At 67.1% G+C, this 24,691-nt stretch carries 29 protein-coding genes; 19 read left to right on the top strand and 10 right to left on the bottom strand.

Translation table 11 applies throughout. The features are described from left to right. Positions 1-14: 14 nt before the first annotated feature. Positions 15-245 carry a BolA/IbaG family iron-sulfur metabolism protein gene (locus M1L61_RS05345; RefSeq protein WP_010483639.1) on the bottom strand — a complete coding sequence of 77 codons (231 nt, stop codon included), beginning with the start codon at positions 243-245 and terminating at the stop codon, positions 15-17. Positions 246-299: 54 nt separating this feature from the next. Here M1L61_RS05345 and M1L61_RS05340 point away from each other — a divergent pair, with 54 nt between their 5' ends. The 16 genes from M1L61_RS05340 to M1L61_RS05265 all read left to right on the top strand — a co-directional run bounded on the left by M1L61_RS05340 (position 300) and on the right by M1L61_RS05265 (position 13,596). Beyond that, on the top strand, positions 300-1,301 hold the full coding sequence (locus M1L61_RS05340) for a KpsF/GutQ family sugar-phosphate isomerase (protein WP_010483640.1): 1,002 nt from the start codon (positions 300-302) through the stop codon (positions 1,299-1,301). Between the two features lie 66 nt (positions 1,302-1,367). Beyond that, positions 1,368-1,916, top strand: coding sequence for an HAD hydrolase family protein (locus M1L61_RS05335; RefSeq protein WP_010483642.1), 549 nt, complete (start codon positions 1,368-1,370; stop codon positions 1,914-1,916). Next, positions 1,913-2,488: an LPS export ABC transporter periplasmic protein LptC gene (gene lptC / locus M1L61_RS05330; protein ID WP_010483644.1), complete on the top strand. Its 576-nt coding sequence runs from the start codon at positions 1,913-1,915 to the stop codon at positions 2,486-2,488. The genes M1L61_RS05335 and lptC overlap by 4 nt, the downstream gene beginning before the upstream one ends. A gap of 104 nt (positions 2,489-2,592) precedes the next feature. Beyond that, a complete protein-coding gene (gene lptA / locus M1L61_RS05325; protein WP_049455548.1) occupies positions 2,593-3,144 on the top strand; it encodes a lipopolysaccharide transport periplasmic protein LptA in 552 nt (183 codons plus the stop codon). After that, on the top strand, positions 3,144-3,863 hold the full coding sequence (gene lptB / locus M1L61_RS05320) for an LPS export ABC transporter ATP-binding protein (protein WP_010483646.1): 720 nt from the start codon (positions 3,144-3,146) through the stop codon (positions 3,861-3,863). Before lptA ends, lptB begins: the two co-directional genes overlap by 1 nt. A 40-nt stretch (positions 3,864-3,903) precedes the next feature. Beyond that, the gene (locus M1L61_RS05315) at positions 3,904-5,328 is read left to right on the top strand and encodes an RNA polymerase factor sigma-54 (protein ID WP_227199476.1); all 1,425 of its coding nucleotides are present in this window, start codon (positions 3,904-3,906) and stop codon (positions 5,326-5,328) included. Between the two features lie 58 nt (positions 5,329-5,386). Then, entirely contained in the window at positions 5,387-5,704 is a 318-nt protein-coding gene (gene raiA / locus M1L61_RS05310; RefSeq protein WP_004147311.1) for a ribosome-associated translation inhibitor RaiA, read from the top strand. Positions 5,705-5,725: 21 nt separating this feature from the next. Further along, positions 5,726-6,178: a PTS sugar transporter subunit IIA gene (locus M1L61_RS05305; RefSeq protein WP_010483653.1), complete on the top strand. Its 453-nt coding sequence runs from the start codon at positions 5,726-5,728 to the stop codon at positions 6,176-6,178. Next, positions 6,175-7,125, top strand: a complete 951-nt coding sequence (gene hprK, locus M1L61_RS05300; RefSeq protein ID WP_005408388.1) for an HPr(Ser) kinase/phosphatase — start codon at positions 6,175-6,177, stop codon at positions 7,123-7,125. Before M1L61_RS05305 ends, hprK begins: the two co-directional genes overlap by 4 nt. Before the next feature lie 27 nt (positions 7,126-7,152). Then, positions 7,153-8,037, top strand: a complete 885-nt coding sequence (rapZ, locus tag M1L61_RS05295; RefSeq protein ID WP_248854414.1) for an RNase adapter RapZ — start codon at positions 7,153-7,155, stop codon at positions 8,035-8,037. Positions 8,038-8,444: 407 nt separating this feature from the next. Next, a complete protein-coding gene (locus M1L61_RS05290; RefSeq protein WP_010483657.1) occupies positions 8,445-8,837 on the top strand; it encodes a PTS fructose subfamily transporter subunit IIA in 393 nt (130 codons plus the stop codon). Further along, positions 8,830-9,099 carry an HPr family phosphocarrier protein gene (locus M1L61_RS05285; protein ID WP_005408385.1) on the top strand — a complete coding sequence of 90 codons (270 nt, stop codon included), beginning with the start codon at positions 8,830-8,832 and terminating at the stop codon, positions 9,097-9,099. Before M1L61_RS05290 ends, M1L61_RS05285 begins: the two co-directional genes overlap by 8 nt. 2 nt (positions 9,100-9,101) lie before the next feature. Beyond that, a complete protein-coding gene (gene ptsP / locus M1L61_RS05280) occupies positions 9,102-10,871 on the top strand; it encodes a phosphoenolpyruvate--protein phosphotransferase (RefSeq protein WP_248854413.1) in 1,770 nt (589 codons plus the stop codon). A gap of 168 nt (positions 10,872-11,039) precedes the next feature. Continuing rightward, on the top strand, positions 11,040-12,401 hold the full coding sequence (mgtE, locus tag M1L61_RS05275; protein WP_248854412.1) for a magnesium transporter: 1,362 nt from the start codon (positions 11,040-11,042) through the stop codon (positions 12,399-12,401). A 59-nt stretch (positions 12,402-12,460) separates the two neighbouring features. Continuing rightward, positions 12,461-12,727: a hypothetical protein gene (locus M1L61_RS05270; protein ID WP_053442615.1), complete on the top strand. Its 267-nt coding sequence runs from the start codon at positions 12,461-12,463 to the stop codon at positions 12,725-12,727. Positions 12,728-12,798: 71 nt separating this feature from the next. Then, positions 12,799-13,596 (top strand): prolyl oligopeptidase family serine peptidase, encoded by a 798-nt coding sequence (locus M1L61_RS05265; RefSeq protein ID WP_248854411.1) that lies wholly within the window; start codon positions 12,799-12,801, stop codon positions 13,594-13,596. Between the two features lie 102 nt (positions 13,597-13,698). Here M1L61_RS05265 and M1L61_RS05260 read toward each other — a convergent pair whose 3' ends face one another. The 4 genes from M1L61_RS05260 to M1L61_RS05245 all read right to left on the bottom strand — a co-directional run bounded on the left by M1L61_RS05260 (position 13,699) and on the right by M1L61_RS05245 (position 16,410). Beyond that, complete coding sequence (locus tag M1L61_RS05260; protein WP_248854410.1) at positions 13,699-14,187, bottom strand: transposase; 489 nt, start codon at positions 14,185-14,187, stop codon at positions 13,699-13,701. A gap of 203 nt (positions 14,188-14,390) precedes the next feature. Beyond that, positions 14,391-15,341 carry an aspartate carbamoyltransferase catalytic subunit gene (locus tag M1L61_RS05255; protein ID WP_071306281.1) on the bottom strand — a complete coding sequence of 317 codons (951 nt, stop codon included), beginning with the start codon at positions 15,339-15,341 and terminating at the stop codon, positions 14,391-14,393. Between the two features lie 15 nt (positions 15,342-15,356). Beyond that, complete coding sequence (gene ruvX / locus M1L61_RS05250; protein ID WP_010483674.1) at positions 15,357-15,851, bottom strand: Holliday junction resolvase RuvX; 495 nt, start codon at positions 15,849-15,851, stop codon at positions 15,357-15,359. After that, entirely contained in the window at positions 15,844-16,410 is a 567-nt protein-coding gene (locus M1L61_RS05245; protein WP_010483676.1) for a YqgE/AlgH family protein, read from the bottom strand. Before M1L61_RS05245 ends, ruvX begins: the two co-directional genes overlap by 8 nt. A 91-nt stretch (positions 16,411-16,501) precedes the next feature. Between M1L61_RS05245 and M1L61_RS05240 the strand changes: the two genes are divergently transcribed. Next, positions 16,502-18,289 (top strand): DUF4153 domain-containing protein, encoded by a 1,788-nt coding sequence (locus M1L61_RS05240; protein WP_248854409.1) that lies wholly within the window; start codon positions 16,502-16,504, stop codon positions 18,287-18,289. Continuing rightward, positions 18,286-18,831, top strand: a complete 546-nt coding sequence (locus M1L61_RS05235; protein WP_164191945.1) for a DNA-3-methyladenine glycosylase I — start codon at positions 18,286-18,288, stop codon at positions 18,829-18,831. Before M1L61_RS05240 ends, M1L61_RS05235 begins: the two co-directional genes overlap by 4 nt. A gap of 86 nt (positions 18,832-18,917) precedes the next feature. Here the strand turns inward: M1L61_RS05235 and M1L61_RS05230 are convergent, their stop codons facing one another. Together M1L61_RS05230 and M1L61_RS05225 are read right to left on the bottom strand one after the other, a co-directional pair. Then, a complete protein-coding gene (locus M1L61_RS05230; protein ID WP_029379885.1) occupies positions 18,918-19,625 on the bottom strand; it encodes a YitT family protein in 708 nt (235 codons plus the stop codon). Between the two features lie 109 nt (positions 19,626-19,734). Then, the gene (locus M1L61_RS05225) at positions 19,735-19,947 is read right to left on the bottom strand and encodes a DUF4287 domain-containing protein (protein ID WP_014646220.1); all 213 of its coding nucleotides are present in this window, start codon (positions 19,945-19,947) and stop codon (positions 19,735-19,737) included. 380 nt (positions 19,948-20,327) lie between these two features. On the opposite strand from M1L61_RS05225, the gene M1L61_RS05220 reads away from it, so the two are divergent. Further along, the gene (locus M1L61_RS05220) at positions 20,328-21,224 is read left to right on the top strand and encodes a LysR family transcriptional regulator (RefSeq protein ID WP_043398312.1); all 897 of its coding nucleotides are present in this window, start codon (positions 20,328-20,330) and stop codon (positions 21,222-21,224) included. Positions 21,225-21,266: 42 nt separating this feature from the next. Here M1L61_RS05220 and M1L61_RS05215 read toward each other — a convergent pair whose 3' ends face one another. From M1L61_RS05215 to M1L61_RS05205, 3 genes are all read right to left on the bottom strand, one after another. Beyond that, positions 21,267-22,250, bottom strand: a complete 984-nt coding sequence (locus M1L61_RS05215) for an aldo/keto reductase (RefSeq protein WP_043398309.1) — start codon at positions 22,248-22,250, stop codon at positions 21,267-21,269. Between the two features lie 148 nt (positions 22,251-22,398). Then, the gene (locus M1L61_RS05210; RefSeq protein ID WP_049434422.1) at positions 22,399-23,562 is read right to left on the bottom strand and encodes a PilT/PilU family type 4a pilus ATPase; all 1,164 of its coding nucleotides are present in this window, start codon (positions 23,560-23,562) and stop codon (positions 22,399-22,401) included. 79 nt (positions 23,563-23,641) lie between these two features. Next, a complete protein-coding gene (locus tag M1L61_RS05205; protein WP_006422551.1) occupies positions 23,642-24,679 on the bottom strand; it encodes a type IV pilus twitching motility protein PilT in 1,038 nt (345 codons plus the stop codon). Positions 24,680-24,691 lie beyond the last annotated feature (12 nt).

Here is a 24,691-nt window from a genome sequence, read left to right as displayed (position 1 = left end):
GGATCTTCTGCGGTTCAGCCGGCTTCGGCCGGGGTCACGGTTTTCAGCGCCAGCGCGTGGATCGCGCCGCCCATCAGGTCGCCCAGCGTGGCATACACCATGCGGTGGCGGGCCAGCGGCATCTTGCCGGCGAAGGCCTCGTAGACCACGGTCGCTTCGAAATGCACGCCATCGTCGCCCTGCACGTCGGCGCGGGCGCCAGGCAGGCCGGTTTCGATCAGATTGCGGATGGTGTCGGCGTCCAACGGGCTTTCCTAATAAAATGTGCGTCCATTCTACTTCCGCTGCGTGGCGTCCGCATGGCCGAATCCCTGTTGCCCCCCCGTTCCGTCGACCCTGCCGGCCTGGTCGCCAGCGGCCGCCGCGTCTTCGAGATCGAGCGGCAGGCGCTGGATGCCGTGGCCGACCGCCTTGGCGAGGCCTTCCAGCAGGCCTGCCAGGCGATCCTGGCCAGCCACGGGCGGGTGGTCGCCACCGGCATGGGCAAGTCCGGGCATATCGCCCGCAAGATCGCCGCCACCCTGGCGTCCACCGGTACGCCGGCGTTCTACGTGCATCCCGGTGAAGCCGGCCACGGCGACCTGGGCATGATCACCGAAGACGACGTGGTGCTGGCCCTGTCCTATTCGGGCGAGTCCGACGAGGTGCTGATGCTGCTGCCGGTACTCAAGCGCCAGGGCAACGTGCTGATTTCCATGACCGGCCGCCCGCAGTCCAGCCTCGCCACCGCCGCCGACATCCATCTGGATGTGAGTGTGCCGGCCGAGGCCTGCCCGCTGGCGCTGGCGCCGACCTCCAGTACCACCGCCTCGCTGGCGATGGGCGATGCGCTGGCTGTGGCCCTGCTCGACGCACGCGGCTTCACCGCCGATGACTTCGCCCGCTCGCACCCGGCCGGCAGCCTCGGCCGCCGCCTGTTGCTGCACATCACCGACGTGATGCACACCGGCGAGGACCTGCCCAGCGTGGGCGCCGACGCCAGCCTCAGCGAAGCGCTGATGGAAATGAGCCGCAAACGGTTGGGCATGACCGCCGTGGTCGATGCCGACGGCGTGCTGATCGGCCTGTTCACCGACGGTGACCTGCGCCGTGCGCTGGACAGCGCGCTGGACGTGCGCACCGCAAAGATCGCCGATGTGATGACCCGCAACCCGCGCACCATCGGTGCTGACCAGCTCGCGGTCGAGGCGGCCCGGCAGATGGAAACCCAGAAAATCAATGGCCTGATCGTGGTCGATGGCCAGGGCCGCGCGGTCGGCGCCCTGAACATTCATGACCTGTTGCGGGCCCGGGTGGTTTAACCGACAGTCCATCAACCCCATTCAGTCTGTAACGCCGCACCTGCCCCCAACGAGCCTGCCGCCCTGATGCCCTGGTCCCCCCTGCCCGCCTTCCCCGCCCACCTGCATGCCGCCGCGGCCCGTATCCGCCTGGCCTGCTTCGACGTGGACGGCACCCTCACCGACGGTCGGCTGTACTACGACAAGGACGGCAACGAGAGCAAGGCGTACTTCGTGCAGGATGGCCTGGGCCTGAAACTGCTGCAGCAGCACGGTATCCACCCCGTGCTGATCACCGCGCGCAACAGCCAGTCCGCGCTCAAGCGCGGCGCCGACCTCGGCATCGACACCCAGATCGCCGTGGGCGACAAGCTGGCCAGCGTGCAGGCGTTGTGCGCGCAGCACGGCATCGGCCTGGAACAGGTGGCGTTCATGGGCGATGACCTGCCCGATCTGGCGCCACTGGGTGCGGTCGGCCTGGCGGTGGCCCCGGCCAACGCCCATCCGTGGATCGCCGAGCGCGTGCACTGGCAGACCCGTGCCGAGGGCGGGCTGGGCGCCGCACGTGAACTGTGCGACATCCTGCTGGCCGCCCAGGGCCACGTGGACGCCGTGCTGGCGAGGTTCGGCGCATGAACCTGCCCACCCTGAACTGGCGCACCGTGCTCGGCATCGGCCTGCTGCTGGCCGCCCTGCTGAGCAGTTGGGCGGCGCTGCGCAACCGTGACAAGGGCCCGGCCAGTGGCGGCCAGGAAGTCGGCGTGGATTACATCCTGCATGACTTCCAGATCGTCGCCCTGGATGAGCACGGCAAGGAATCGACTACCCTGCGTGCGCCGCTGCTGGAGCGCCAGCGCGGTGACCAGACCATCAACATCGCCACGCCGCTGTTCGAGATGCCGGACAAGGATGGCAAGCACTGGACCTTGCGTGCCGAGACCGGCTGGCTCAGTGCCAAGGGCGACGAGATGAAGCTGCGCGGCAATGTCGCCGGCGACAGCCCGGCCGGCCCGGGCACGGTGCCGACCACCTTCCGCACCGATCATCTGGACGTGTTCCCGAAGGAAAACCGCGCCCGCACCGACGCCCTGGTGACCATGACCCGCCCGGGCATGGAACAGTCCGGCGTCGGCTTCGAAGTGGATTCGAAGAACAACACGTATCATTTCCTCAGCCAGTCCAAGGGCCGCTACACGCCCAAGCACTGATTCCGCCGCCAGCCTGCGACGTCTCCGGACAGGCGCAGGGCCGGCAGCCCCATCCGCCCGCCCCCGGCCCGCCCGGGCGGCCTCCACCGGTAGAACGGACCCCGATGAAGATTCCCTTTGCCGCCGTACTCGCGCTCGGTCTTCTTGTCCCCAGCGCCGCCTTCGCCAAGTCCACCGACCGCAACGAAGACATGCACATCGATTCCGGCGCCCAGTCGGGCATGCTCACCGGCGACGGCAAGACCGTGCTGTCGCAGGGCGTGATCATCACCCAGGGCACGCTGGACCTGCGCTCGTCCGAGGCCGAGATCTACCTCAAGGACGGCGAGGCCGTGCGCGTGGTGTTCACCGGCAAGCAGGCCAAGATGAAGCAGCAGCTCGATGACGGCACCTGGATGGACGCGCTGGCTGATCGCATCGATTACGACATCAAGACCGAGATCATCACCCTGACCGGCAACTACAAGGTCACCAGCGCCCGCGGCACCAATGCCGGCCAGCGCATGGTCTACAACACCCGTACCGGCGAGATGAACTCCGGTGGTGACGGCAGCCGCGTGCGCACCGTCATCCCGCCGAAGAACAAGACCCCGGCCGCGCCTGCGGCACAGCCCAGGGCCACCACGCCGGCGCAGCCGGCCGGGAGCAGGAAGTAATGCTCGTCGCCAAGGGCCTGCGCAAGAAGTACAAGCAGCGCGAAGTCGTCAAGGACTTCGGGTTGACCCTCGACGCCGGTGAAGTGGTCGGCCTGCTCGGCCCCAACGGCGCCGGCAAGACCACCTGCTTCTACATGATCGTCGGCCTGGTTGCGGCTGACGCTGGCAGCATCGTGCTCGATGGCAAAGACATCACCGGCGATCCGATGTATACCCGCGCCAAGCAGGGCGTGGGCTACCTGCCGCAGGAACCCTCGGTGTTCCGCAAGCTGACCGTGGCCGACAACATCCGCCTGGTGCTGGAACTGCGCGAGGACCTCGATTCGAAGGGCCGCGAGCGCGAATTGAACAGCCTGCTCGACGAACTGCAGCTGGGCCATGTCGCCGACCAGCTCGGCGCCAGCCTGTCCGGTGGCGAACGCCGCCGCTGCGAGATCGCCCGCGCCCTGGCCGCGCAGCCGCGCCTGATCCTGCTCGACGAACCGTTCGCCGGTGTCGACCCGATTTCGGTCGGCGAGATCCAGCGCATCGTCACCCATCTCAAGCAGCGTGGCATCGGCGTGTTGATCACCGACCACAACGTGCGCGAGACCTTGGGTATCTGCGACCGCGCGTATATCCTCGCTGAGGGCAGCGTGCTGGCCCAGGGTTCGCCGGAAGCGATCCTGGACAACGCCGATGTACGTCGCGTCTACCTCGGGGATTCCTTCAAGCTGTGAGTGCAGTCGCCGGGTCCCTTTCCTTCCTTTCGGCACAGGCATGAAGACTCGGCTGCAGACATCGTTGGGACAGCAACTGGTGCTCACGCCCCAGTTGCAGCAGGCGATCAAGCTGCTGCAGATGTCCACCACCGAGCTGGAGCTGGAAATCGCGCAGGCGGTGGAAAGCAATCCACTGCTGGACTGGGCCGACAGCAGTGACAGCAGCAGTACCGCCAACGAAGCCGGCGATGGCAACGACAGTGACGCCGCCGCAGAACGCACCGATGCCGGTGACGACTGGGCACCGGCCGAACTGGACTGGAGCGCGGCCGGCAGCGGTGGCAGCTTCGACGATGACGACGACAACGGCAGCGCTGCCGAGCGCGTAGCCGAAACCGAAACACTGGCCGACCATCTGCTGTGGCAGCTGCATCTGTCGCATCTGTCCTCGCGTGATCGCAGCATCGGCGCGGCACTGATCGATGCATTGGACGACGACGGGTACCTGCGCGAGCCGCTGGCCACCATCGCTGAAACCCTGTTGCCGGCGATCCACGCCGACGAGGACGAGATCCTCGCCGTGCTGCATCGCATCCAGCGCTTCGATCCGGTGGGTGTGGCTGCACGCACGCTGGGCGAATGCCTGCTGCTGCAGCTGGATGTGCTGGCCGGCGACACGCCCGCCCTGATCCTGGCGCGGCAGATTGCCGCAGGCCCCTTGGAACGGTTGCCGCGCAGCGGCGTCGCCGGGCTTGCCCATGAGTTGAAGCAGCCGCTGGACGAGGTCGAGGCTGCCGTGGCGCTGCTGCGCTCGCTGGACCCGCGCCCGGGCACGCAGATCGCACCGCTGTCGCAGGACACCTATGTGGTGCCGGACGTGGTGGTGTGGCGGCAGAACGGCGTGTGGCGCGCGGCGCTGGCCGCGCATGCCGGGCCGAAGGTGGTGATCCACCGCGGCTACGAACAGCTGATCCGACGCTGTGGCGACGCCGATGCCGGCTACCTGCGTGCCCAGCTGCAGGAAGCGCGCTGGCTGCTGAAAGGGCTGCAGCAGCGTGGCGAAACCCTGCTGCGCGTCGTGCGCAGCCTGATCCTGCAGCAGGCCGGCTTCCTTGAATTCGGTGAGCAGGCGCTGCGTCCACTGACCCTGCGCGAGATCGCCGCCGAGCTCGGCCTGCACGAATCCACGGTCTCGCGCGCGATCGCCCGCAAGCACGTGCGTACCCCGCGAGGCACCCTGCCGCTGCGCGCCTTCTTTGCCTCCGGCATTGATACCGAGGGCGGTGGCGAGGCGTCCAGCACCGCCATCCAGGCGATGATCCGGCGCCTGATCGACGACGAGAACCCGCGCAAGCCGCTTTCTGACGCCAAGCTGGCTGACCTGCTCAAATCATCGGGAATTCCAGTAGCGCGGCGCACCGTGGCGAAGTATCGTGAAGCCATGAACATTTCCGCCTCGCACGAAAGGGTCAGAATCGCTTGACGCGCCGCCGCGCCCGGCGGAGAGGTTCATTGGCACATCCGAACACAGGAGAAACCCGATGCGCATCGAAACGTTTGGCAAAGATGTCGAAGTCACCCCGGCCCTGCAGTCCTATGTAGAGGAGAAGCTGGCCCGGATCGGCAAACACTTCGACCAGCACTGCGAAGCGCGGGTGACCCTCAAGCTGCAGAAGACCGAACACCACGTCGACGCCAGCCTCAACATTCCCGGCCAGACCCTGCACGCCGAGGCCAATGCCCAGACCATGTATGCCGCGATCGACCTGCTTGCGGACAAGCTTGACCGCCTGGTGATCAAGCACAAGGAGAAAAAACAGCAGCACGCGCCGCTGCCGGTGGGCGACAATGGTGGCTGATCGCCACCGTTCCCCGCAGACATGCCCCTGACTGACCTCCTGGCGGCCGTGCAGACCCAGCTCTGCACGGCCACCGACCGCGACAGCGTCCTGCAGGCCGCCGCCGGGTTGCTGGCCTGCCGCCAGGCCAACGCCGAACAGATCTATCTGAACCTGTGCCAGCGCGAAGCGCTGGGCAGCACCGTGATCGGTCACGGCATCGCCATTCCCCACGGCCGCGCGCCAACCCTGGACCGCCCCCGCGGCGCCCTGCTGCGGTTGGCCACCCCGGTCGACTTCGGTGGCGACGAGCCGGTGGACCTGGTGTTCGCCATGGCCGTCCCCGCCCACTACACCCACCAGCACCTGATGCTGCTGTCCGAGCTGGCCGAGCTGTTCTCCGCGCCGGACATCCGCCAGGCCCTGCGCGAAGCGGGCGATGCCCGGGCCCTGCGCGAGGCGCTGGACATGACCCCACCTGCGAGCGCCGCATGAATACCAGCATCACCGCCCGTGAACTGTTCGAACAGCAGCGCGAGCGGCTGGGGCTGCGCTGGGCTGCCGGCAAGTCCGGCGAGAAGCGCGAGCTGGAGGCCGGCAACACGGTCTCGCGGCGCCCCTCGCTGGCCGGCTACCTCAACGCCATCTATCCCAACAAGGTGCAGATCCTGGGCACCGAGGAACTGTCCTGGCTGGATGCGCTGGAACCGCGCCAGCGCTGGGAGACCATCGAAAAGATCATGCAGTCGCACCCGCTGGCGCTGGTGCTGACCCGCAACCAGGCCTGCCCGGAAGACCTGCGCGCCGCCGCCGATGAATCCGGCACGCCGCTGTGGCTGTCGCCCAAGCGCGGCCACGAACTGCTCAACCACCTGTCCTACCACCTGGCGCGTACGCTGGCGCCGCGGGTGATCCTGCATGGCGTGTTCATGGAGATCTACTCGATCGGCGTGCTGATCACCGGCGAGGCTGGATCGGGCAAGAGCGAGTTGGCGCTGGAACTGCTCAGCCGTGGCCATCGCTTGGTCGCAGACGATGCCCCCGAATTCACCCAGATCGCGCCCGACGTACTCGACGGCACCTGCCCCGAGCTGCTGCAGGACCTGCTGGAAGTGCGCGGCCTGGGCGTACTGAACGTGCGCGAGATGTTCGGCGACACAGCTGTAAAGAAGAACAAGTACCTTCGGCTGATCGTCCACCTGACCAAGCCGATGACCGAACCCACCCCGCATGGCTACGAGCGCCTGACCGGCGACTCGGGCACCCGCCATGTGCTGGACCTGGATGTTCCGCTGATCACCCTGCCGGTGATGCCTGGCCGTAACCTGGCCGTGCTGACCGAAGCCGCCACCCGCCTGCATATCCTGCGTACCAAGGGCATCGACCCGGCGGCGATGTTCATCGCCCGCCACAGCAACCTGCTGGAACGGCGAACGCCCTGATTCCCCTGCCCTTCGAAGAGCCTGTCCATGAGCACCGCAACCCCCTCCGCCCCGACCCTGATCATCGTCAGCGGCCTGTCCGGCTCGGGTAAATCCGTCGCCCTGAAGACCTTCGAGGACCAGGACTACTACTGCTCGGACAACCTGCCGATCCACCTGCTGCCCGACTTCGTGCGCAGCCTGCTGGCCAACCACGACGGCAGCGCACCACGCCGGCTGGCGGTCAGCATCGACGTGCGCGGCCAGGCCGACCTGAGCCAGCTGGGTGACTGGCGGCAGCTGGCCACCGACGCCGGCGTGGAAGTGAAGGTGCTGTTCTTCGAGGCCAGCGATGAAACGGTGCTCAAGCGCTATGCCGACACCCGCCGTCGCCATCCGCTGAGCCAGCTGGGCCTGTCGCTGCCCGAAGCGATCGCCCGCGAGCGCGAGCTGACCGCACCGCTGCGCCGCGAGGCCGATGCGGTGATCGATACCAGCAACCTCAACGTGCATCAGCTGCGGCGGCGGATCATCACCGAGTTCACGATGGACCATGCCACCGGCCTGTCGCTGCTGTTCGAATCGTTTGCCTACAAGCGCGGCGTGCCGGCCGAGGCGGACTTCGTGTTCGACGCGCGGGTGCTGCCCAATCCACACTGGGACCCGGACCTGCGCGCGCTCAGCGGCCGTGAGCCTGGCGTGCGTGACTACCTGGAAGCGCAGCCGGACGTGCAGCGCTACCTGGCCCAGCTGATGGATTTCCTCGATACCTGGCTGCCGAAGCTGGGGGATGGCACCCGCAGCTACGTGACCGTGGCGTTCGGCTGCACCGGTGGCAAGCACCGGTCGGTGTTCCTGGCCGAGCGCCTGGCCCGGCATGCCCGCGAGATGGGCTGGGAAGACGTGGCGACGTACCACCGCGAACAGGATTGAGGGGGTCGGCCGGGCTGCGCCCGGCACCCGCCGGTAGTGCCGGCCGCTGGCCGGCAACAGCAAAAGCAAAAGCGGCATTCCGTGGGATGGCGGGGCGATGTGGGCAGGCAGGACACGCCGTGAACCCCTCCCTGGGGGCTCGATGGCGCCATCCATGGCGCCAACGGTCCTGCCTACCCACACCGCCCCGCCTCTGACAGATTCCGTGTGCTGTTGGTGGGTGTCGACCTTGGTCGACACGATCCACGCCATGCGTGGATGAGTCCCGGTCAGGCATCGAAAAACGCATGGGGTCGGATCCCTTTTCCAGGGGAAAAGGGCTCTGACCCTGGCAACACTGAATACGGGACACAGTGCCCCTCTCCTGCTGCTATCGCCAATTCACCTTGACCTGTTAACGTGCAGTAATGACCTGTGGCATTCTCCTCGTAACACATCCCGGGGTCGGGACCGCCCTGCTTGACGTGGCGACCCGGCTCCTGCGGCAGTTGCCGCTGAAAACCGAAGCTTTCGAAGTACCGTTCGACGCAGACCTGGATGCTCTTCTCCCGCTTGCCTCGGCCGCTCTGCGGCGGGTCGATGGCGGTGAAGGTGTGCTGATCCTGACCGACCTGTACGGCGCCAGCCCCGCCAACCTTGCCGGGCAGCTGGCCCGTCTGGGGACCCCGGTTCGCCGGGTGTCGGCGCTGAGCCTGCCGATGTTGCTGCGGGTGATGAATTATCCGGAACAGGGACTGGATCAACTGCCCGCCACAGCCGCGGCGGGTACCCGTAATGGAGCGATAGTCGACGATGCTTGAACGAGAACTCACCGTGAGCAACCGCCTGGGCCTGCATGCCCGGGCCACCGCCAAGCTGGTGCAGACCCTGGCGCCGTTCCGCTGCAACGTGACCATGGCCGCCAAGGGCCGTGAGATCAACGCCAAGAGCATCATGGGCGTGATGCTGCTGGCCGCCGGCCAGGGCACCCCGGTCACGGTGCGCATCAACGGCGAGGACGAAGCCGCCGCGATGGAAGCGGTGGTCGGCCTGTTCGAACGCCGCTTCGACGAGGACAGCTGAGCGTGCCACGCGCGCGTGCCGCCCAGGTCCCTTCCAGCCAGCGGCCGGTACAGCTGCTGGCCGGGCACGGTGCTGCCCGTGGCGCGGCGATGGGCCGGGCACGGGTGCGCCTGCCGCATGCGCTGGAAGTGGCCGAGCAGCGCGTCGCCGCCCATCAGATCGAGGCCGAACTGGCCCGCCTGCACCGGGCGGTGGATGCCGCGCGCACGGAAATGCACGAGCTGCGCCAGCGCCTGCATGGCGCCTTGAACCAGGAAGTGGGCGAGTTCCTCGACCTGCATGCCCTGCTGCTGGACGATCCCGAGCTGTTGTTCGGGCTGGACGAACTGATCCGCAGCGGCCCCTACAGCGCCGGCTATGCACTGCGCCTGCAGCGTGACCGCCTGGCCAAGGTCTTCGATGGCATGGACGATGCCTATCTGAAGAGCCGCATGGACGACCTGGACCATGTGATCGGCCGCATCCACGCCTTCCTGCAGCCCGAACGGCCGCCGGTGATGAAGGGCCTGGCCGGGGAGATCCTGGTCTGCGACAACATCGCCCCGTCCGAGCTGGCGCAACTGCAGGCGCAGGGCGTGGTCGGCATCGTCACCGCCGCCGGCAGCGCGCTGTCGCACAGCGCCATCCTGGCGCGCAGCCTGCACCTGCCCCTGATCGTCAACGTGCCGCAGCTGCTCAGCCGCATCGCCGATGGCGACGTGCTGATCATCGATGGCGCCGACGGCAGCATCACCGCCAACCCGCAGGCCGACAACCTGCGCGACTACCGCGCGCGCCTGAAAGAGCATGCGCGCGAGCAGCGCGAGCTCGGCCGCCTGCGCAGCAAGCCCAGCCGTACCCGCGACCAGGTCGACATCGCGCTGCTGGCCAATGCCGAATCGCTGGAGGACGTCACCCAGGCACATGCGCTGGGCGCGCAGGGACTGGGCCTGTACCGCACCGAATTCCTGTTCCTGCAGCGCAACGAGCTGCCCGACGAAGAAGAACAGTTCCAGACCTACCGCGATGCCGCCCTGGGCATGAGCGGGCGACCGGTCACCATCCGCACGCTCGATCTGGGCGCGGACAAGGCAGACCGCACCGGCCTGACCCTGAGCAATGAAGAAAACCCGGCGCTGGGACTGCGCGGCGTGCGCCTGTCGCTGGCACGGCCGAAGGTGGCTGACACTCAGCTGCGCGCGATCCTGCGGGCCTCGGCCTACGGCAAGCTGCGCGTGCTGGTGCCGATGGTCAGCACCCGCGAGGAACTGCTGGCGGTGCGCCGGCGCATGCTCAAGCTGACCGAACAGCTGCGTGGCGAAGGTCACATGGTGTCCGACCATGTGCCGCTGGGGGCGATGATCGAGGTGCCCGCTGCGGCGTTGGCGCTGGAAAGCTTCATCGATCTGGTCGATTTCCTGTCGATCGGCACCAACGACCTTGTGCAGTACCTGCTGGCCGCCGACCGCAACAACGAAGCGCTGGGTGAGTTGTATTCGCCGTTGCACCCGGCGGTGCTGCGACTGCTGCAGATGGTGATCGAGACCGGCGCGCGCCACCGCATCCCGGTGGCCGTCTGCGGCGAGATGGCCGGCGATGCGCGGATGACGCCGCTGCTGCTGGCGCTGGGCCTGAGCGAGTTCAGCCTGCACCCCGGCACACTGCTGGAGGTCCGCCGCGCGATCCGCGAGGCCGATCTGGCCACGCTGCGTGCGCGCGCACCGAAGCTGCTGGCCGCACGCGACCGCCGCGCCATCGAGCGCTGGCTGGCGCTGGTGGCCGCTACGCCCTGACGCGCCGTCTGGCGGGGTCAGGTCCCTCTCCGCAGGAAAAGGGATCTGACCCCAGCTTCCGCATCGGGCTGTGCAGTGAAACATCCCCTTGCGATAATGACGCGCTGAACACCCCTGTTGCCGCATCCTTGCCGGGATCGCGGCTTTTCTTATCCCGCGGGAGCTGCGATGGCTGAAGCTGTACGCCACGACAAGACTGCACGCCAACTGCGGATGCTGTCCGACGCACTGGACAGCGGTCGGCTGGGCCCGGTGCGCCGCCTGGTCAACACCCTGGCCCCGGCCGAGATCGGCAACCTGCTCGAATCGCTGCCGCCGGGCAAGCGCGAGGTGGTGTGGGGCCTGGTCGATCCGGAAGATGACGGCGAGGTGCTGGTCCACGTCGGCGACGACGTGCGCGAGAGCCTGCTCGCGGACATGGACCCGGACGAAATCATCGCCGCGGTCGAAGACCTGGACATCGACGACCTGGCCGACCTGGTCGAAGACCTGCCGGACACGGTCATCGACGAAGTCCTCAAGTCGATGGACCGCGAGAACCGCGAGCGCCTGGAGCAGGTGCTGTCCTACCCTGAGGACAGCGCCGGGCGCCTGATGAACCCGGACGTGGTGACCGTGCGCGCCGACGTCAACGTCGACGTGGTGCTGCGCTACCTGCGCCTGCGTGGCGAACTGCCCGACCACACCGATCACCTGTTCGTGGTCAGCCGGCGCCATCAATACCTCGGCCGGGTGTCGCTGGCAGCACTGGTGACCCACGAGGACACCACCCCGATCAACCGCCTGATCGACGACGAGCAGCCGGCGATCGATGTCGGCGAAAGCGACCAGGAGGTCGCCCGCCAGTTCTCCGACCATGACTGGATCTCCGCGCCGGTGGTGGACGACAACAACATCCTGGTCGGCCGCATCACCATCGATGACGTGGTCGACATCATCCGTGGACAGGCCGAGCACCAGGCGCTGGGCGCCGCCGGCCTGGACGAGGACGAAGATCTGTTCAGCCCGGTCTGGCGCGCCATGCGCCGCCGCTTGATGTGGCTGTCGGTCAACCTGTGCACGGCGTTCCTGGCCTCCAGCGTGGTCGGCCACTTCGAGGGCACCATCGACAAGCTGGTGGCGCTGGCGGTGCTGATGCCGATCGTTGCCGGCCTCGGTGGCAACGCCGGCACCCAGGTGCTGGCGCTGATGGTGCGCGGCCTGGCGCTGGGCCAGGTGGGCGCCTCCAACGCGCGCACTCTGTTGTGGAAGGAGGTACGGGTTGCGCTGTTGAACGGCGTGATGCTCGGCTCGGTGCTGGGCCTGATCGTATTGGCCTGGCTCCATTCACCCGGTCTGTCTGCGGTGATCGCCATCGCGCTGACCTGCAACCTGCTGTTCGCAGCGCTGGCCGGCGTGCTGGTGCCGCTCACACTGAAGCGCTTCGGCTTCGATCCGGCGCTGGCCAGTGGCATCTTCCTGACCGCCGTGACCGACTCGATGGGCTTCTTCACTTTCCTCGGCCTGGCCACCCTGGTGCTGCTGCACTGACCGCATCAAGGATCGGGCCCCGCCACGCGGGGCGCTGACCCCACCCAACGGGAACACCCATGGCAACAACGATCGAAAACTATTTCCAGCCCGGCTGGCGCGATCAGCAGCACACCTGCCCGGCCTGCGAATGGAAGGGCTGCTCGCGCGCCATGGAGATGGAGCTGGACGAGGACGCCACCGAGTACGACTGCCCGGTCTGCGAGAACCCGCTGCTGGTGGTGCTGCATCCGGACATGGCACAGGTGCAGGCAGCCGCCGCCGAAGGCAACGCCGAGGCACAGGAGCAGTTGGACATCATCGCCAGTTTCCCGCGCCCGCAGTGACGCGGCGCACGATGCCGCATTGACGTGTGGCGGACTACGATGCGGTCATACCTGCCGCCTCGGGAATTCCCATGGTCCGTTCGATGTCGCGCTGGCTGCCGCTGCTGGCCCTTCTGATGATGAGCGGTTGCACTTCGCTGCCGGACAGCGCGCGTGGTCGCTTCGAAGCACGTGCGGTGAAGGTGGAGGGAGAGACCACCTACTACCAGGTGTTCATTCCGGCCGGCGTGCAGGCCGCCGCTCCCACCAACCTCCCGGTCATCCTGTTCCTGCACGGCTCCGGCGAGCGCGGTGCCGATGGCGTCAAGCAGACCCACGCCGGGCTGGGGCCTTACCTGCGCGAGCATCCCGACTTCCCCGCCCTGGTGGTGTTCCCACAGGTACCCGGCCACGAGGAGTGGAGCGGCCGCAACAATCGTGCGGCAGTGGCCGCACTGGACGCGACGATCGCCGAATTCGGCGCTGACCCGGCACGGCAGTACCTGACCGGCATGTCGATGGGCGGCTACGGCAGCTGGAACATCGCGCTGGACGACCCGCGCCGCTTTGCCGCGATCGTCCCCGTGTGCGGCGCGGTACTTGCACCACGCGCGAAGCGCCCAACCCTGTTCGTCGAGCAGGTCGCCCAGGAAACCGATCCGTATGCCGTGATCGCGCAGCGCCTGCGGCACACGCCGATCTGGATCTTCCACGGCGCGCTGGACGATGTCGTGCCGCCGGACGACGACCGCAGGCTGCACGCCGCCTTCCAGGGCGCCAGCGCACGCGACGTGCGCTATACCGAGTACCCCGACGGCAACCACAACGCCTGGGATGCCACCTATGCGGACCCGGCAATGTGGGAATGGCTGTTCGCGCAGAGGCGGTGAGTCGCGGCTTCCGGTAGCTGCCCACCAGGGTTGGATCCTGGCTCCAGTGGCTGTCTATCCTGGTTGGATCCTGGTTTCGGTGGGTGCCAACCTTGGTTGGCACTATCTGTCCGCCCCCATGAACTCCGCCTTGGCAGAACCTTCGAGTTCCGACTGACACCACGCATGCGGGTACTGGCCAAGCTGCGTTGCCAGCCCCACCCTGATCGGATTCGCCATCACATACATCGCGTGCCGGAACAGCGATTCATCAGAGCGGATTGCATGATCGTGATAGCAGGACTGCCAGAAGCGCCCCACCCTGCCCAGTACCCTGTTTGCGTACACCGCCGTACGCGACGTGAAGCGCTTCATGACAACGTCGAGCGATGCAGCGCGCAGCTGCATCAACCAGTGGATGTGATCCGGCATGACCACGTGGGCGATCGAATGGGTCAGACCTTCCAGATCCAGACGCTGGAACTGCTGCATGGCCGTAACCGCAACGGCGTCATTGGCGAACAGAGCCGCCCGGTCATGCACGTTCGTGGTGAGGATGTAGCTCTGGCCGATACTGGAATGACGGCCCAGCAGGAGGCGGGTGCTGTTCATGCAGAAGAGCATGGACGGGCGCATGTTCCCTGAATATCGGGAAATCACCTTCGCCCGGGTAGGGCAGTGCCAACCAAGGTTGGCACCCACCAGAACAACAGCGCCAACCAAGGTTGGCGCCTACCACAGCAGCAGTACCAACCAAGGTTGGCATCTACCAAAGCAGTGGGTGCCAACCTAGGTTGACACCTACCAAGCGGGGATCAGCCCAGCAGGGTTTCCAGCACGGCCATGCGCACGGCGACGCCGTTGGCGACCTGGCGCAGCACCCACGACTGCGGGCCGTCGGCCACCTCGTCGGTCACTTCCACGCCGCGGTTGATCGGGCCCGGGTGCAGCACCGCCGCATCCTTGCCGGCACGTGCCAGGCGCTCATTGGTCAGGCCGTACTGGGCGTGGTACTGCTCCAGCGACGGCACCAGGCCTTCTTCCATGCGCTCGCGTTGCAGGCGCAGCATCATCAGCGCGTCGACGCCTTCCAGCATCGCATCGAAATCATCGCCGACCACGCAGCCCTTCAGCGTCTCGTCGTCCGGCACCAGCGACTGCGGGCCGCACACGCGGATCTCGCCCACGCCCAGCGTGCGCAGCGCGTGCAGGTCGGTACGGGCCACGCGCGAGTGCTTCACGTCGCCGACGATCACCACCTTCAGCTTCGAGAAATCCGGGCCCTTGGCCTGGCGCAGGGTCAGCATGTCCAGCAGGCCCTGGGTCGGGTGCGAACTGCGGCCGTCACCGGCGTTGATCAGCGCAGTGCCCTCGCCCGCCGCGTCGGCCAGTGCGGCCACGGCACCGTCATCGGGATGGCGCACGACGAAACCGCGCACGCCCATCGCTTCCAGGTTGCGCAGCGTGTCGCAGGCGGTTTCGCCCTTGCGCGTGGACGAGGTCGAGGCATCAAAATTCAGTACGTCGGCGCCCAGCCGCTGTGCGGCCAGCTGGAACGAGCTGCGGGTGCGCGTGGACGGTTCGAAGAACAGCGTGCACACCGCCGAACCGGCCAATACGTGGCGCTTGTTGCCGACGCGGCCGACCGCGGCATCGCGGATCTGCCCTGCCCGATCGAGCAGCTGCAGCAGGGTCTCGCGCGGCAGGCCCTCCAGGGTCAGCAGGTGGCGCAGGCGTCCGGAGGCATCGATTTGCTGGGCGGTCATGGCGGTGTCGGGCAGTCAGGGAATGGGGGTGGCGTCGTCGGGGGACGACAGCCAGCGGTCGATGATCACCGCCGCGGCCACGGCATCGAGGGCGGCCGCATCACGGCGGCGCTTGCGCCCTTCGGCGCGCTCGACGGCGAAGCGGCGGGCGGCCTCGACCGAGCTGGAACGCTCGTCGATCATCACCACCGGCAGTTTGAAACGTTCCCGCAGCTGGCGGGCGAAGCCCTGCGCACGCTTGCGGTTGGGCTGGTCCTGGCCGTCCAGGGTCAGCGGGTCGCCGACCACCAGGCCATCGGGCTTCCATTCCTTGAGCAGGCGCTCGATCGCGGTCCAGTCCGGGCCGTTGCCGTGCACATCGACCACGGCCACCGCGCGCGCATGCGCGGCGAAGGCACTGCCGATAGCCACGCCGATCCGTCGCGAGCCGACATCGAAACCCAGAACGGTGCCATCACGGCGGATCGCCGGGGCAGCAGGAACCGGTGCGGGCGCGACCGGCTCAGACATGGCCGCTGTAATCCGTCAGCCGGAACAGGTCCACGCCGATACGCGAGGCCGCCCCCTGCCAGCGCTGCTCCAGCGGCAGCTGGAACACCAGTTCGGCATCGGCCGGCACCGTCAGCCAGCTGTTCTCGGACAGCTCGCTTTCCAGCTGCCCTGCGCCCCAACCGGCACAGCCAAGGGTGACCACGGCATTGGCCGGGCCTTCGCCGCGCGCCATCGCTTCAAGGATGTCGCGCGAGGTGGTCAGGTACAGTCCGTCGCCCACGGTCAGGCTGGAATCCCACGCCCGCGCGTCGTCATGGATGACGAAGCCGCGCTCCGGATGCACCGGGCCGCCGTTAAGCACCATGCGCGCCTGCAGGTCGCCATCACCGGTGGTGATGTCCATCTGTGCAAGCACTTCACCCAGCGTGTACTCGGAAGGCTGGTTGACCAGCACGCCCATCGCCCCGTTCTCGTCGTGCTGGCAGATCAGCGCGACGCTGCGGGCAAAGGTCGCGTCGAGCAGCGACGGCAGCGCGACGAGCAGGTGATCGGCAAGGGAGGTCGGCATTACAGGCATGGCCCCATTCTACCTGTTGGGGCCGATATGGTCGCGCGATGGGCGCGTGCAGCGATGGGCTAGGATGGTGCTTTGCCATGGAAGGTCATCGATGCAGCCCTCTTCGCCCCTGACCCTGCCGGCACGCAGCGCCATCGTCCTGATCGCCCTGCTGCAGGGCCTGATGCTGTACACCGCGCAGGAGCTGTCCGATGCATGGCCCTTCCGCGATATCGGCTGGCGCTACTGCTGGTACGCCTGGGTGCTGGCCATCCCCAGCGCGGTGGCGCTGAGCCTGGTCGAGCTGGGCCAGCGCCGCCTGTGGCTGCAGGCCGCGCTGGGCTCGGCGGTGGTGCTGGCGCTGGCCGCCTGGATCGGCTGGAACCTCAATGGCGAGACCGCGCTGGATTCGGGCGCGCTGCAGTTCCCGCTGACCCTGGGCATGGCCGTGGCGGTGTTCGTGGCCCTGCCCTGGTGGCAGTTCCAGCTGCAGCACGGGCATTGGCGTGCCAGCTACCCGGCGTTGTTCGAGCGCGCCTGGCAGAACGGTCTGACCCTGGGCCTCGCCGCACTGTTCACCGGGCTGACCTGGCTGCTGCTGTGGTTGTGGACGGCGCTGTTCCAGCTGCTGGAGGTGACGTTCTTCCGCGACCTGTTCCGGCAGGACGCGTTCATTGCGCTGGCCACCGGCAGCCTGGCCGGGTTTGGCGTGCTGATCGGGCGCACCCAGCACCGCGCGATCCAGATCACCCGCCAGGTGCTGTTCGCGATCTGCCGCGGGCTGCTGCCGCTGCTGTCGTTCATCGCGGTGCTGTTCGTGCTGAGCCTGCCGCTCACCGGGCTCGAGCCGCTGTGGAAGACCCGCTCGGCCGCCAGCCTGCTGCTGGTGCTGTCGCTGTTGCTGGTGACGTTCACCAATGCGGTCTACCAGCAGGGGGAAGACAGCGCCCCCTACCCCCTGCTGCTGCGACGCCTTGTTGAAGCCAGCCTGCTGGCGCTGCCGGTCTACGCGGCGCTGGCACTGTACGCGCTGGGCCTGCGCGTGGTGCAGTACGGCTGGACCGTGGACCGGTTCTGGGCAGTACTCGTCGCGTTGGCCGTGGCCGGTTATGCCGTGGGCTACGCGCTGGCGGTGCTGCGCCGGCAGGGGCGCTGGTTGCAGATGTTGGAGCCGGTCAACCGCTGGATGTGCTGGGCGGTGCTGGCACTGGCATTGCTGGGCAACTCGCCGCTGCTGGACCCGGTGCGGCTGACCCTGTCCAGCCAGCTGGCGCGGCTGCGCGCGGACCCGCCGGCAATCACCAGCAGCGACGTCAACGTGCTGCGCTTCGATCTTGGGCGCCGTGGCGTGCAGGCGCTGCGCGAGCTGCAGCGTGATCCGGCCATCACCGCCGATGCCAATGCGCCACAGGTGATCGCGGCCGCGCTGGCACGCACGTCACGCTGGGACGACGGACAGCGCCTCGACAAGGGGCCGCAGGACGTCGTCGCCCTGCAGCGCGCGCTGAAGCTGGCCAAGGGATCCAGCTCGCCACCGGAGGATTGGTGGCAGGCACTGGCCACACGTTCGATCAATGGTGAATCCTGCGCCCAGAGCGAGCGCGACTGCCTGATTGTGCATCGCGACCTGGACGGCGACGGCACCGGCGAAGTGCTGCTGTGCGAGCTGTACACCCACCGTGGCCCCGACTGCGTGCTGTACGCACGTGGCAGGGATGCCCAGTGGCGCCGGGCCGGCTCGCTGTTCGGCACCGTCAGCGGCCAGGCCGAGGCGATCAACCAGGCCCTGCGCGATGGCGAACTCACTCTCGAACCGCCGCGCTGGCCGATGCTGTCCATCGGCGGGCGCCCTGCGCTGGCCATCGATCCCGAACCCGAATCCAACGAGTCTTCCCCATGAGCGGCTACTGCCTCATCGCCCCGGGCCATCCGGTGCACGACTACTACCACGCCAACGAGTACGGCTTCCCGCAGCGTGACGAGCGCGAACTGTTCGAGCGGCTGGTACTGGAGATCAACCAGGCCGGGCTGAGCTGGGAAACGATCCTGAAGAAGCGCGAGGGTTTCCGCGCGGCCTATGACGGCTTCGATGTGGACCGCGTGGCAGCGTATGCCGAGCAGGACATCGAACGCCTGCTGTCGGACGCGGGCATCATCCGCAACCGGCTGAAGGTGCTGGCGGCGATCCACAACGCGCAGGTGATCCAGCAGCTGCGAGCCAGCCATGGCAGCTTCGCGGCGTGGCTGGACGCGCATCACCCGCGCAGCAAGGCCGACTGGGTGAAGCTGTTCAAGAAGACGTTCCGCTTCACCGGCGGCGAGATCACCGGCGAATTCCTGATGAGCCTGGGCTACCTGCCCGGCGCGCACGCCGAGGATTGCCCGGTGCATGCGCGGCTGCTGAAGCTGTCGCCGCCGTGGCTGCAGGCCGCCGGCGGTTGATCGGCGCTCGTGCCAGCCACGCATGGCGTGGCTCTACTGCATGCTGCGGGTGATCTACACGTTCCCGGCGAACGCGGAGAGCGCGATCACACGCCCATGTAGCGGCCGGGGCGGTGGTTGAACATCAGCACCAGGCTGAGCACCACCGCGCCGATGGCCGAATACAGCACCTTGGAAGGCGACAGCACGAAGAACGCGGCCACCATCAGGCAGGCGTCGTAGGACATCTGCACCTTGCCCGCGCTCCAGCCACGGGTGCGCTGCAGGTACACCGCCAGTATGCCGATACCGCCGAGGCTGGCACGGTGACGGATGAAGAACAGGATGCCCAGGCCGGACAATGCGCCACCGACGATCGCCGAATACAGCGGGTGGATGTGCGAGAAGTCGATCCAGCGCGGCAGCAGGTCGGTCAGCACGCCACAGGCGGTGACCGCGGCGAAGGTCTTCAGGGTGAATTCCCAGCCCATGCGCCGCACCGCCACCCAGTAGAACGGCAGATTGACCAGCACGAACACCACGCCGAAGTTCCAGTCCAGCGCGTAATGCAGCAGGAAGGCCATGCCGGCCATGCCGCCGATCATCAGCCCACTCTTGGCGAAGATGGCCAGGCCCAGCGAGGCCACCATCGTGGCCAGCACCATGCCCTGCACATCCTCGGCGATCGAGTGGCGCAGCGCTTTTTCGTCGGCGGTGGTACCGGCGCTGTCGGGCGGCGGGGTCAGCGGACCGGCGGTGACCAGGTGGCCGTCAGCGTCGTCGCACGGCGCGGGGCCATGGGAGGGAAGGGACATACGGATGGGGAACAGCAGGTGGGGAGCGGTATTAGACACGATCTGCATGACAGTTGCAGATGAAATCGTTCAGCTGAATGCGACTTGCCCTGCCCCGGCCCGCCCCTGCTCAGCCCTTGCCGGCCAGATGATGTGCCACCAACGCGTTGGCATGGCCATGGCCCAGCCCATGCTCACTTTTCAGGAAGCTGACCAGCTCCATGTGTTTCAGGCCCTTCTTCCCCGCCAGCAGGCCGAACCAGTGCGCCACCGGCTGCCCGTAGGTCTTCTCGATGGAGGGGAAATACGAGGCCGGGCCTTTCGGCTTGGTGTCAGTGCTCATGTGCAGCTCCCGTTGAAGTCATTCATTCGACGAACCACAGTCCCTGAAATCGACATCCCCACACGCCTACACAGAATGGGGTCGAAGCCGTTCCAACAGCTCGCGGGAAACTGTCAAAGGCGGGGTGGCTCAGGTTGCGGGGGCGTGAGCGCCATGGGCCCGAGGCATGCCTCGGGCGGGTTGGGCAGGACGCCCAACCCCGGTCTTGCCGTGTGCGCAGGACAGCGCACACGAGCAAGCGCGACCGAGGCTACATGGACGTACTTGCGCCGTCCCCCGCAACCTGAGCCACCTCGCCTCCCACGGGAAGCCAGCTTTTGACGTTGCCGTTGACGTTGATTCGGCAGGTGCCGGGCGCAGCCCGGCCGTATCATCCCGTCATGCCCCGTGAAAATCTCAACGACCTGCAGGCCTTCGTCCACGTTGCCCGCGAGGGCAGCTTCACCAAGGCCGCCGCCCAGCTGGGCATATCCCAGTCCGCGCTCAGCCATGCCATGCGCGGCCTGGAACAGCGCCTCGGCGTGCGCCTGCTGACCCGCACCACCCGCAGCGTCTCCACCACCGAAGCCGGGGCCCGCCTGCTCGATACCCTGGGCCCACGCCTGGCCGAGATCGAGGATGGGTTGGCCGCGCTGGCCGAGTACCGCGAACGCCCGGCCGGCACCATCCGCATCAATGCCACCGGCCACGCCGCCGAGTACATCGCATGGCCACGGCTGGCGCCGCTGCTGCAGCAGTATCCGGATTTGAAGGTGGAACTGGCCGCCGACTACGGGCTGGCCGACATCGTGGCCGAGCGCTATGACATCGGCATCCGCCTCGGCGAGCGGCTGGCGCGCGACATGGTCGCTGTGCCGATCAGCCCGCCGCTGCGCATGCGCGTGGTCGGCGCGCCCAGCTACTTCCGCCAGCATGTGGTGCCACGGCATCCGGACGAGCTTGCAGGCCACAACTGCGTGACCCTGCGCCTGCCCACGCATGGTGGGCTGATGCCGTGGGATTTCGGCCAGGATGGCAACGAACTGAGCGTGCGCGTCACCGGCCAGTGGACCTTCAACACCATGGGCATGACCCGCGCCGCTGCGCTGGCCGGCAGCGGATTGGCCTGGCTGCCGGAAGACCAGGTGCAGCCGATGCTGGACGATGGCCGGCTGCAGTCGGTGCTGGACGACTGGTGCCCCCACTTCGATGGCTACTACGCGTACTACCCGTCGCGCCGCCACGTCACCGTGGCGATGCGCACGGTGCTTGATGCGCTGCGTGGGCCGATGGGGTGAGGGTCAAGGAGTGCGGACCAACGGTCCGCACCCGCCGGGTGGTCAGCCCTTGGCCTGCGCCGCACGCTGCGCGTTGTAGCGCTCGCCGACGATCGACACTTCATCCAGCGCCTGTGCAATGCGCTGCAGTTCCTCCGGCGCCAGCTGCAGGTTGGCCGCGCCCAGGTTTTCTTCCAGGCGGTGAACCTTGGTAGTGCCCGGGATCGGCACGATCCACGGTGCCTGCGCCAGCAGCCAGGCCAGCGCCACCTGCGCCGGGGTCGCGCCACGTGCCGCAGCAATCGTACTGATGCGGTCCACCAGCGCCTGGTTGGCGCGGCGTGCTTCCACTTCGAAGCGCGGCACGGTGTTGCGGAAGTCGTTGGCGTCGAAAGTGGTATCGGCGTTGATCGCACCGGTCAGGAAACCGCGGCCCAGCGGACTGAACGGCACGAAGCCGATGCCCAGTTCCTGCAGGGTCGGCAGCAGCTCGCGCTCCGGTTCCCGCCACCACAGCGAGTACTCGCTCTGCACGGCGGTGACCGGCTGTACTGCATGCGCGCGACGCACGGTGGCGGCACTGGCCTCGGACAGCCCGAAGTGGCCGACCTTGCCCTCGGCGATCAGGTCGCGCACGGTACCGGCCACGTCCTCGATCGGCACGTTCGGGTCGACGCGGTGCTGGTAGAACAGGTCGATATGGTCGGTACGCAGGCGCTTGAGGCTGGCTTCGGCCACGGCACGGATGTTCTCCGGACGGCTGTCCAGGCCGGTATCGGTGCGCGCATCCTTGAAGCCGAACTTGGTGGCGATCACCAGCCTGTCGCGGTAGGGTGCCAGGGCCTGGCCGAGCAGGTCTTCGTTGGTGTACGGGCCGTACACCTCGGCGGTGTCGAAGAAGGTCACGCCGCGCTCGACGGCGGCGTGCAGCAGGGCAATGCCCTGGCCCGTTTCGACCGGTTGGCCGTAGGCATGGGTCAGGCCCATGCAGCCCAGGCCCAGGGCGGAAACCTTCAGGCCGCTGCGGCCGAGTTCACGTGTCTGCATCGTCATGCTCCAGAGGGGGAGCGCTGACGATACGCCTGCAGGGGCGCTGGATTGAACCGGCTGGACGGCAGTCGGTCATGACCGGAATTCATCAATCCCCCGCGCTCCCGGTAGAGTCGACTGTCAGTCGACTCTACACATCGCCAGGTCACCGGATCTCGGAGATCTCCACGCCATCCAGCCCCTGCGACAGGGTGCGCGCGTCGCCGCCCTGGCTGAGCTTGATGCGCAGGCGTACCTCGTTCTGCGAATCGGCGTAGCGCAGTGCGTCCTCGTAGCTGATCTCACCGGCCTGGTACAGCTCGAACAGGCTCTGGTCGAAGGTCTTCATGCCCAGCTGGACCGAGTCCTTCATCACTTCCTTCAGCTTGTGAATCTCGCCATCGCGGATGTAGTCCTGCACCAGCGGCGTGCCCAGCAGGATCTCCATCGCCACCTTGCGCGAGCGGCCATCGGGCGAAGGAATCAGCTGCTGAGCGACCACGCCTTTGAGATTCAGCGACAGGTCCATCAGCAGCTGGTTGCGGCGGTCTTCCGGGAAGAAGTTGACGATGCGGTCCATCGCCTGGTTGGCGTTGTTGGCATGCAGGGTGCACAGCACCAGGTGGCCGGTTTCGGCGAACGCGATGGCATGGTCCATGCCTTCGCGGGTACGCACTTCGCCGATCATGATCACGTCCGGCGCCTGGCGCAGGGTGTTCTTCAGCGCCGCTTCCCAGCTGTCGGTATCGATGCCGACTTCACGCTGGGTGATGATGCAGCCCTCGTGCTTGTGCACGAATTCGATCGGGTCTTCGATGGTGATGATGTGGCCGGTCGAGTTCTGGTTGCGGTAACCGATCATCGCCGCCAGCGACGTTGACTTACCGGTGCCGGTGGCACCGACGAACAGGATGATGCCGCGCTTGGTCATCGCCAGCGTCTTGATGATCGGCGGCAGGCTCAACTCTTCCACGGTCGGAATGCGCGTCTCGATGCGACGCAGCACCATGCCCACCTGGTTGCGCTGGTAGAAGCAGCTCACGCGGAAACGACCGACACCGGACAGGCCGATGGCGAAGTTGCATTCGTGGGTCTTCTCGAATTCCTCGCGCTGCGCCGGGGTCATCACGTTGAGGACCAGGTCGCGGCTCTGCTGCGGCGTGAGCGGAGTCTGCGTGATCGGCGAGATCTTGCCGTTGACCTTCATCGCCGGCGGCATGCCCGCAGTGATGAACAGGTCCGAGGCGCGCTGGTGCGCCATCAGCTTGAGGAACGAAGTGAAATCGATGGTGGTCGCGGTGGTGTTCACGGCGGGCTCCCAATGGGGCATGTACCAGGAAACGGTCGGTGGAGGAAACGGCGCGGAAACGGCGGCGCACTGGCGCACGCCGCCCCGTTGCGGCCCCGCCTTACTCGAACAGGCGCTTGTCCTTGGCGTAGTCGCGGGCCTGGTTGCGGGTGATCAGGCTGCGCTTGACCAGGTCCTGCAGGTGCTGGTCCAGGGTCATCATGCCGTACTGCTGGCCGGTCTGGATGGCCGAATACATCTGCGCCACCTTGTCCTCACGGATCAGGTTGCGGATGGCCGGGGTGCCGACCATGATTTCCCACGCAGCGGTACGACCGCCACCAACCTTCTTCAGCAGCGCCTGCGAGATCACGGCACGCAGCGATTCGGACAGCATCGAGCGCACCATCGGCTTTTCGCCGGCCGGGAACACGTCGATGATGCGGTCGATGGTCTTGGCCGCCGAGCTGGTATGCAGGGTGCCGAACACCAGGTGGCCGGTTTCCGCGGCGGTCAGCGCCAGGCGGATGGTTTCCAGGTCGCGAAGTTCGCCGACCAGGATGATGTCCGGGTCCTCACGCAGTGCCGAGCGCAGCGCTTCATTGAAACCATGCGTATCACGGTGCACTTCGCGCTGGTTGATCAGGCACTTCTGCGAGGTGTGCACGAATTCGATCGGATCCTCGACGGTGAGGATGTGGCCGTATTCGTTCTTGTTGATGTAGTCGATCATCGCCGCCAGCGTGGTCGACTTGCCCGAGCCGGTCGGACCGGTCACCAGGATCAGGCCCTGCGGCTGCTGGATCACTTCGCGGAACAACGGCGGGCAGGCCAGGTCCTCGAGGGTGAGCACCTCGGACGGAATGGTACGGAACACCGCACCGGCGCCACGGTTCTGGTTGAACGCGTTCACACGGAAGCGCGCCAGCGACGGAATCTCGAAGGAGAAGTCCACTTCGAGGAATTCCTCGTAATCGCGGCGCTGCTTGTCGGACATGATGTCGTACACCAGCGCATGGACCTGCTTGTGGTCCAGGGCTGGGATGTTGATCCGGCGAACGTCGCCGTCCACGCGGATCATCGGCGGCAGGCCTGCGGACAGGTGCAGGTCGGACGCTTTGTTCTTTACGGAAAACGCCAACAGCTCGGCGATATCCATGAGCGGCTACTC

Origin of the sequence: Stenotrophomonas sp. NY11291 (assembly GCF_023277365.1) — a bacterium.
GTDB classification, from domain to species: Bacteria; Pseudomonadota; Gammaproteobacteria; order Xanthomonadales; family Xanthomonadaceae; genus Stenotrophomonas; species Stenotrophomonas geniculata.
Note: the sequence above shows the minus strand (reverse complement) of the source record. Positions and strands in the feature narration are given on the sequence as shown.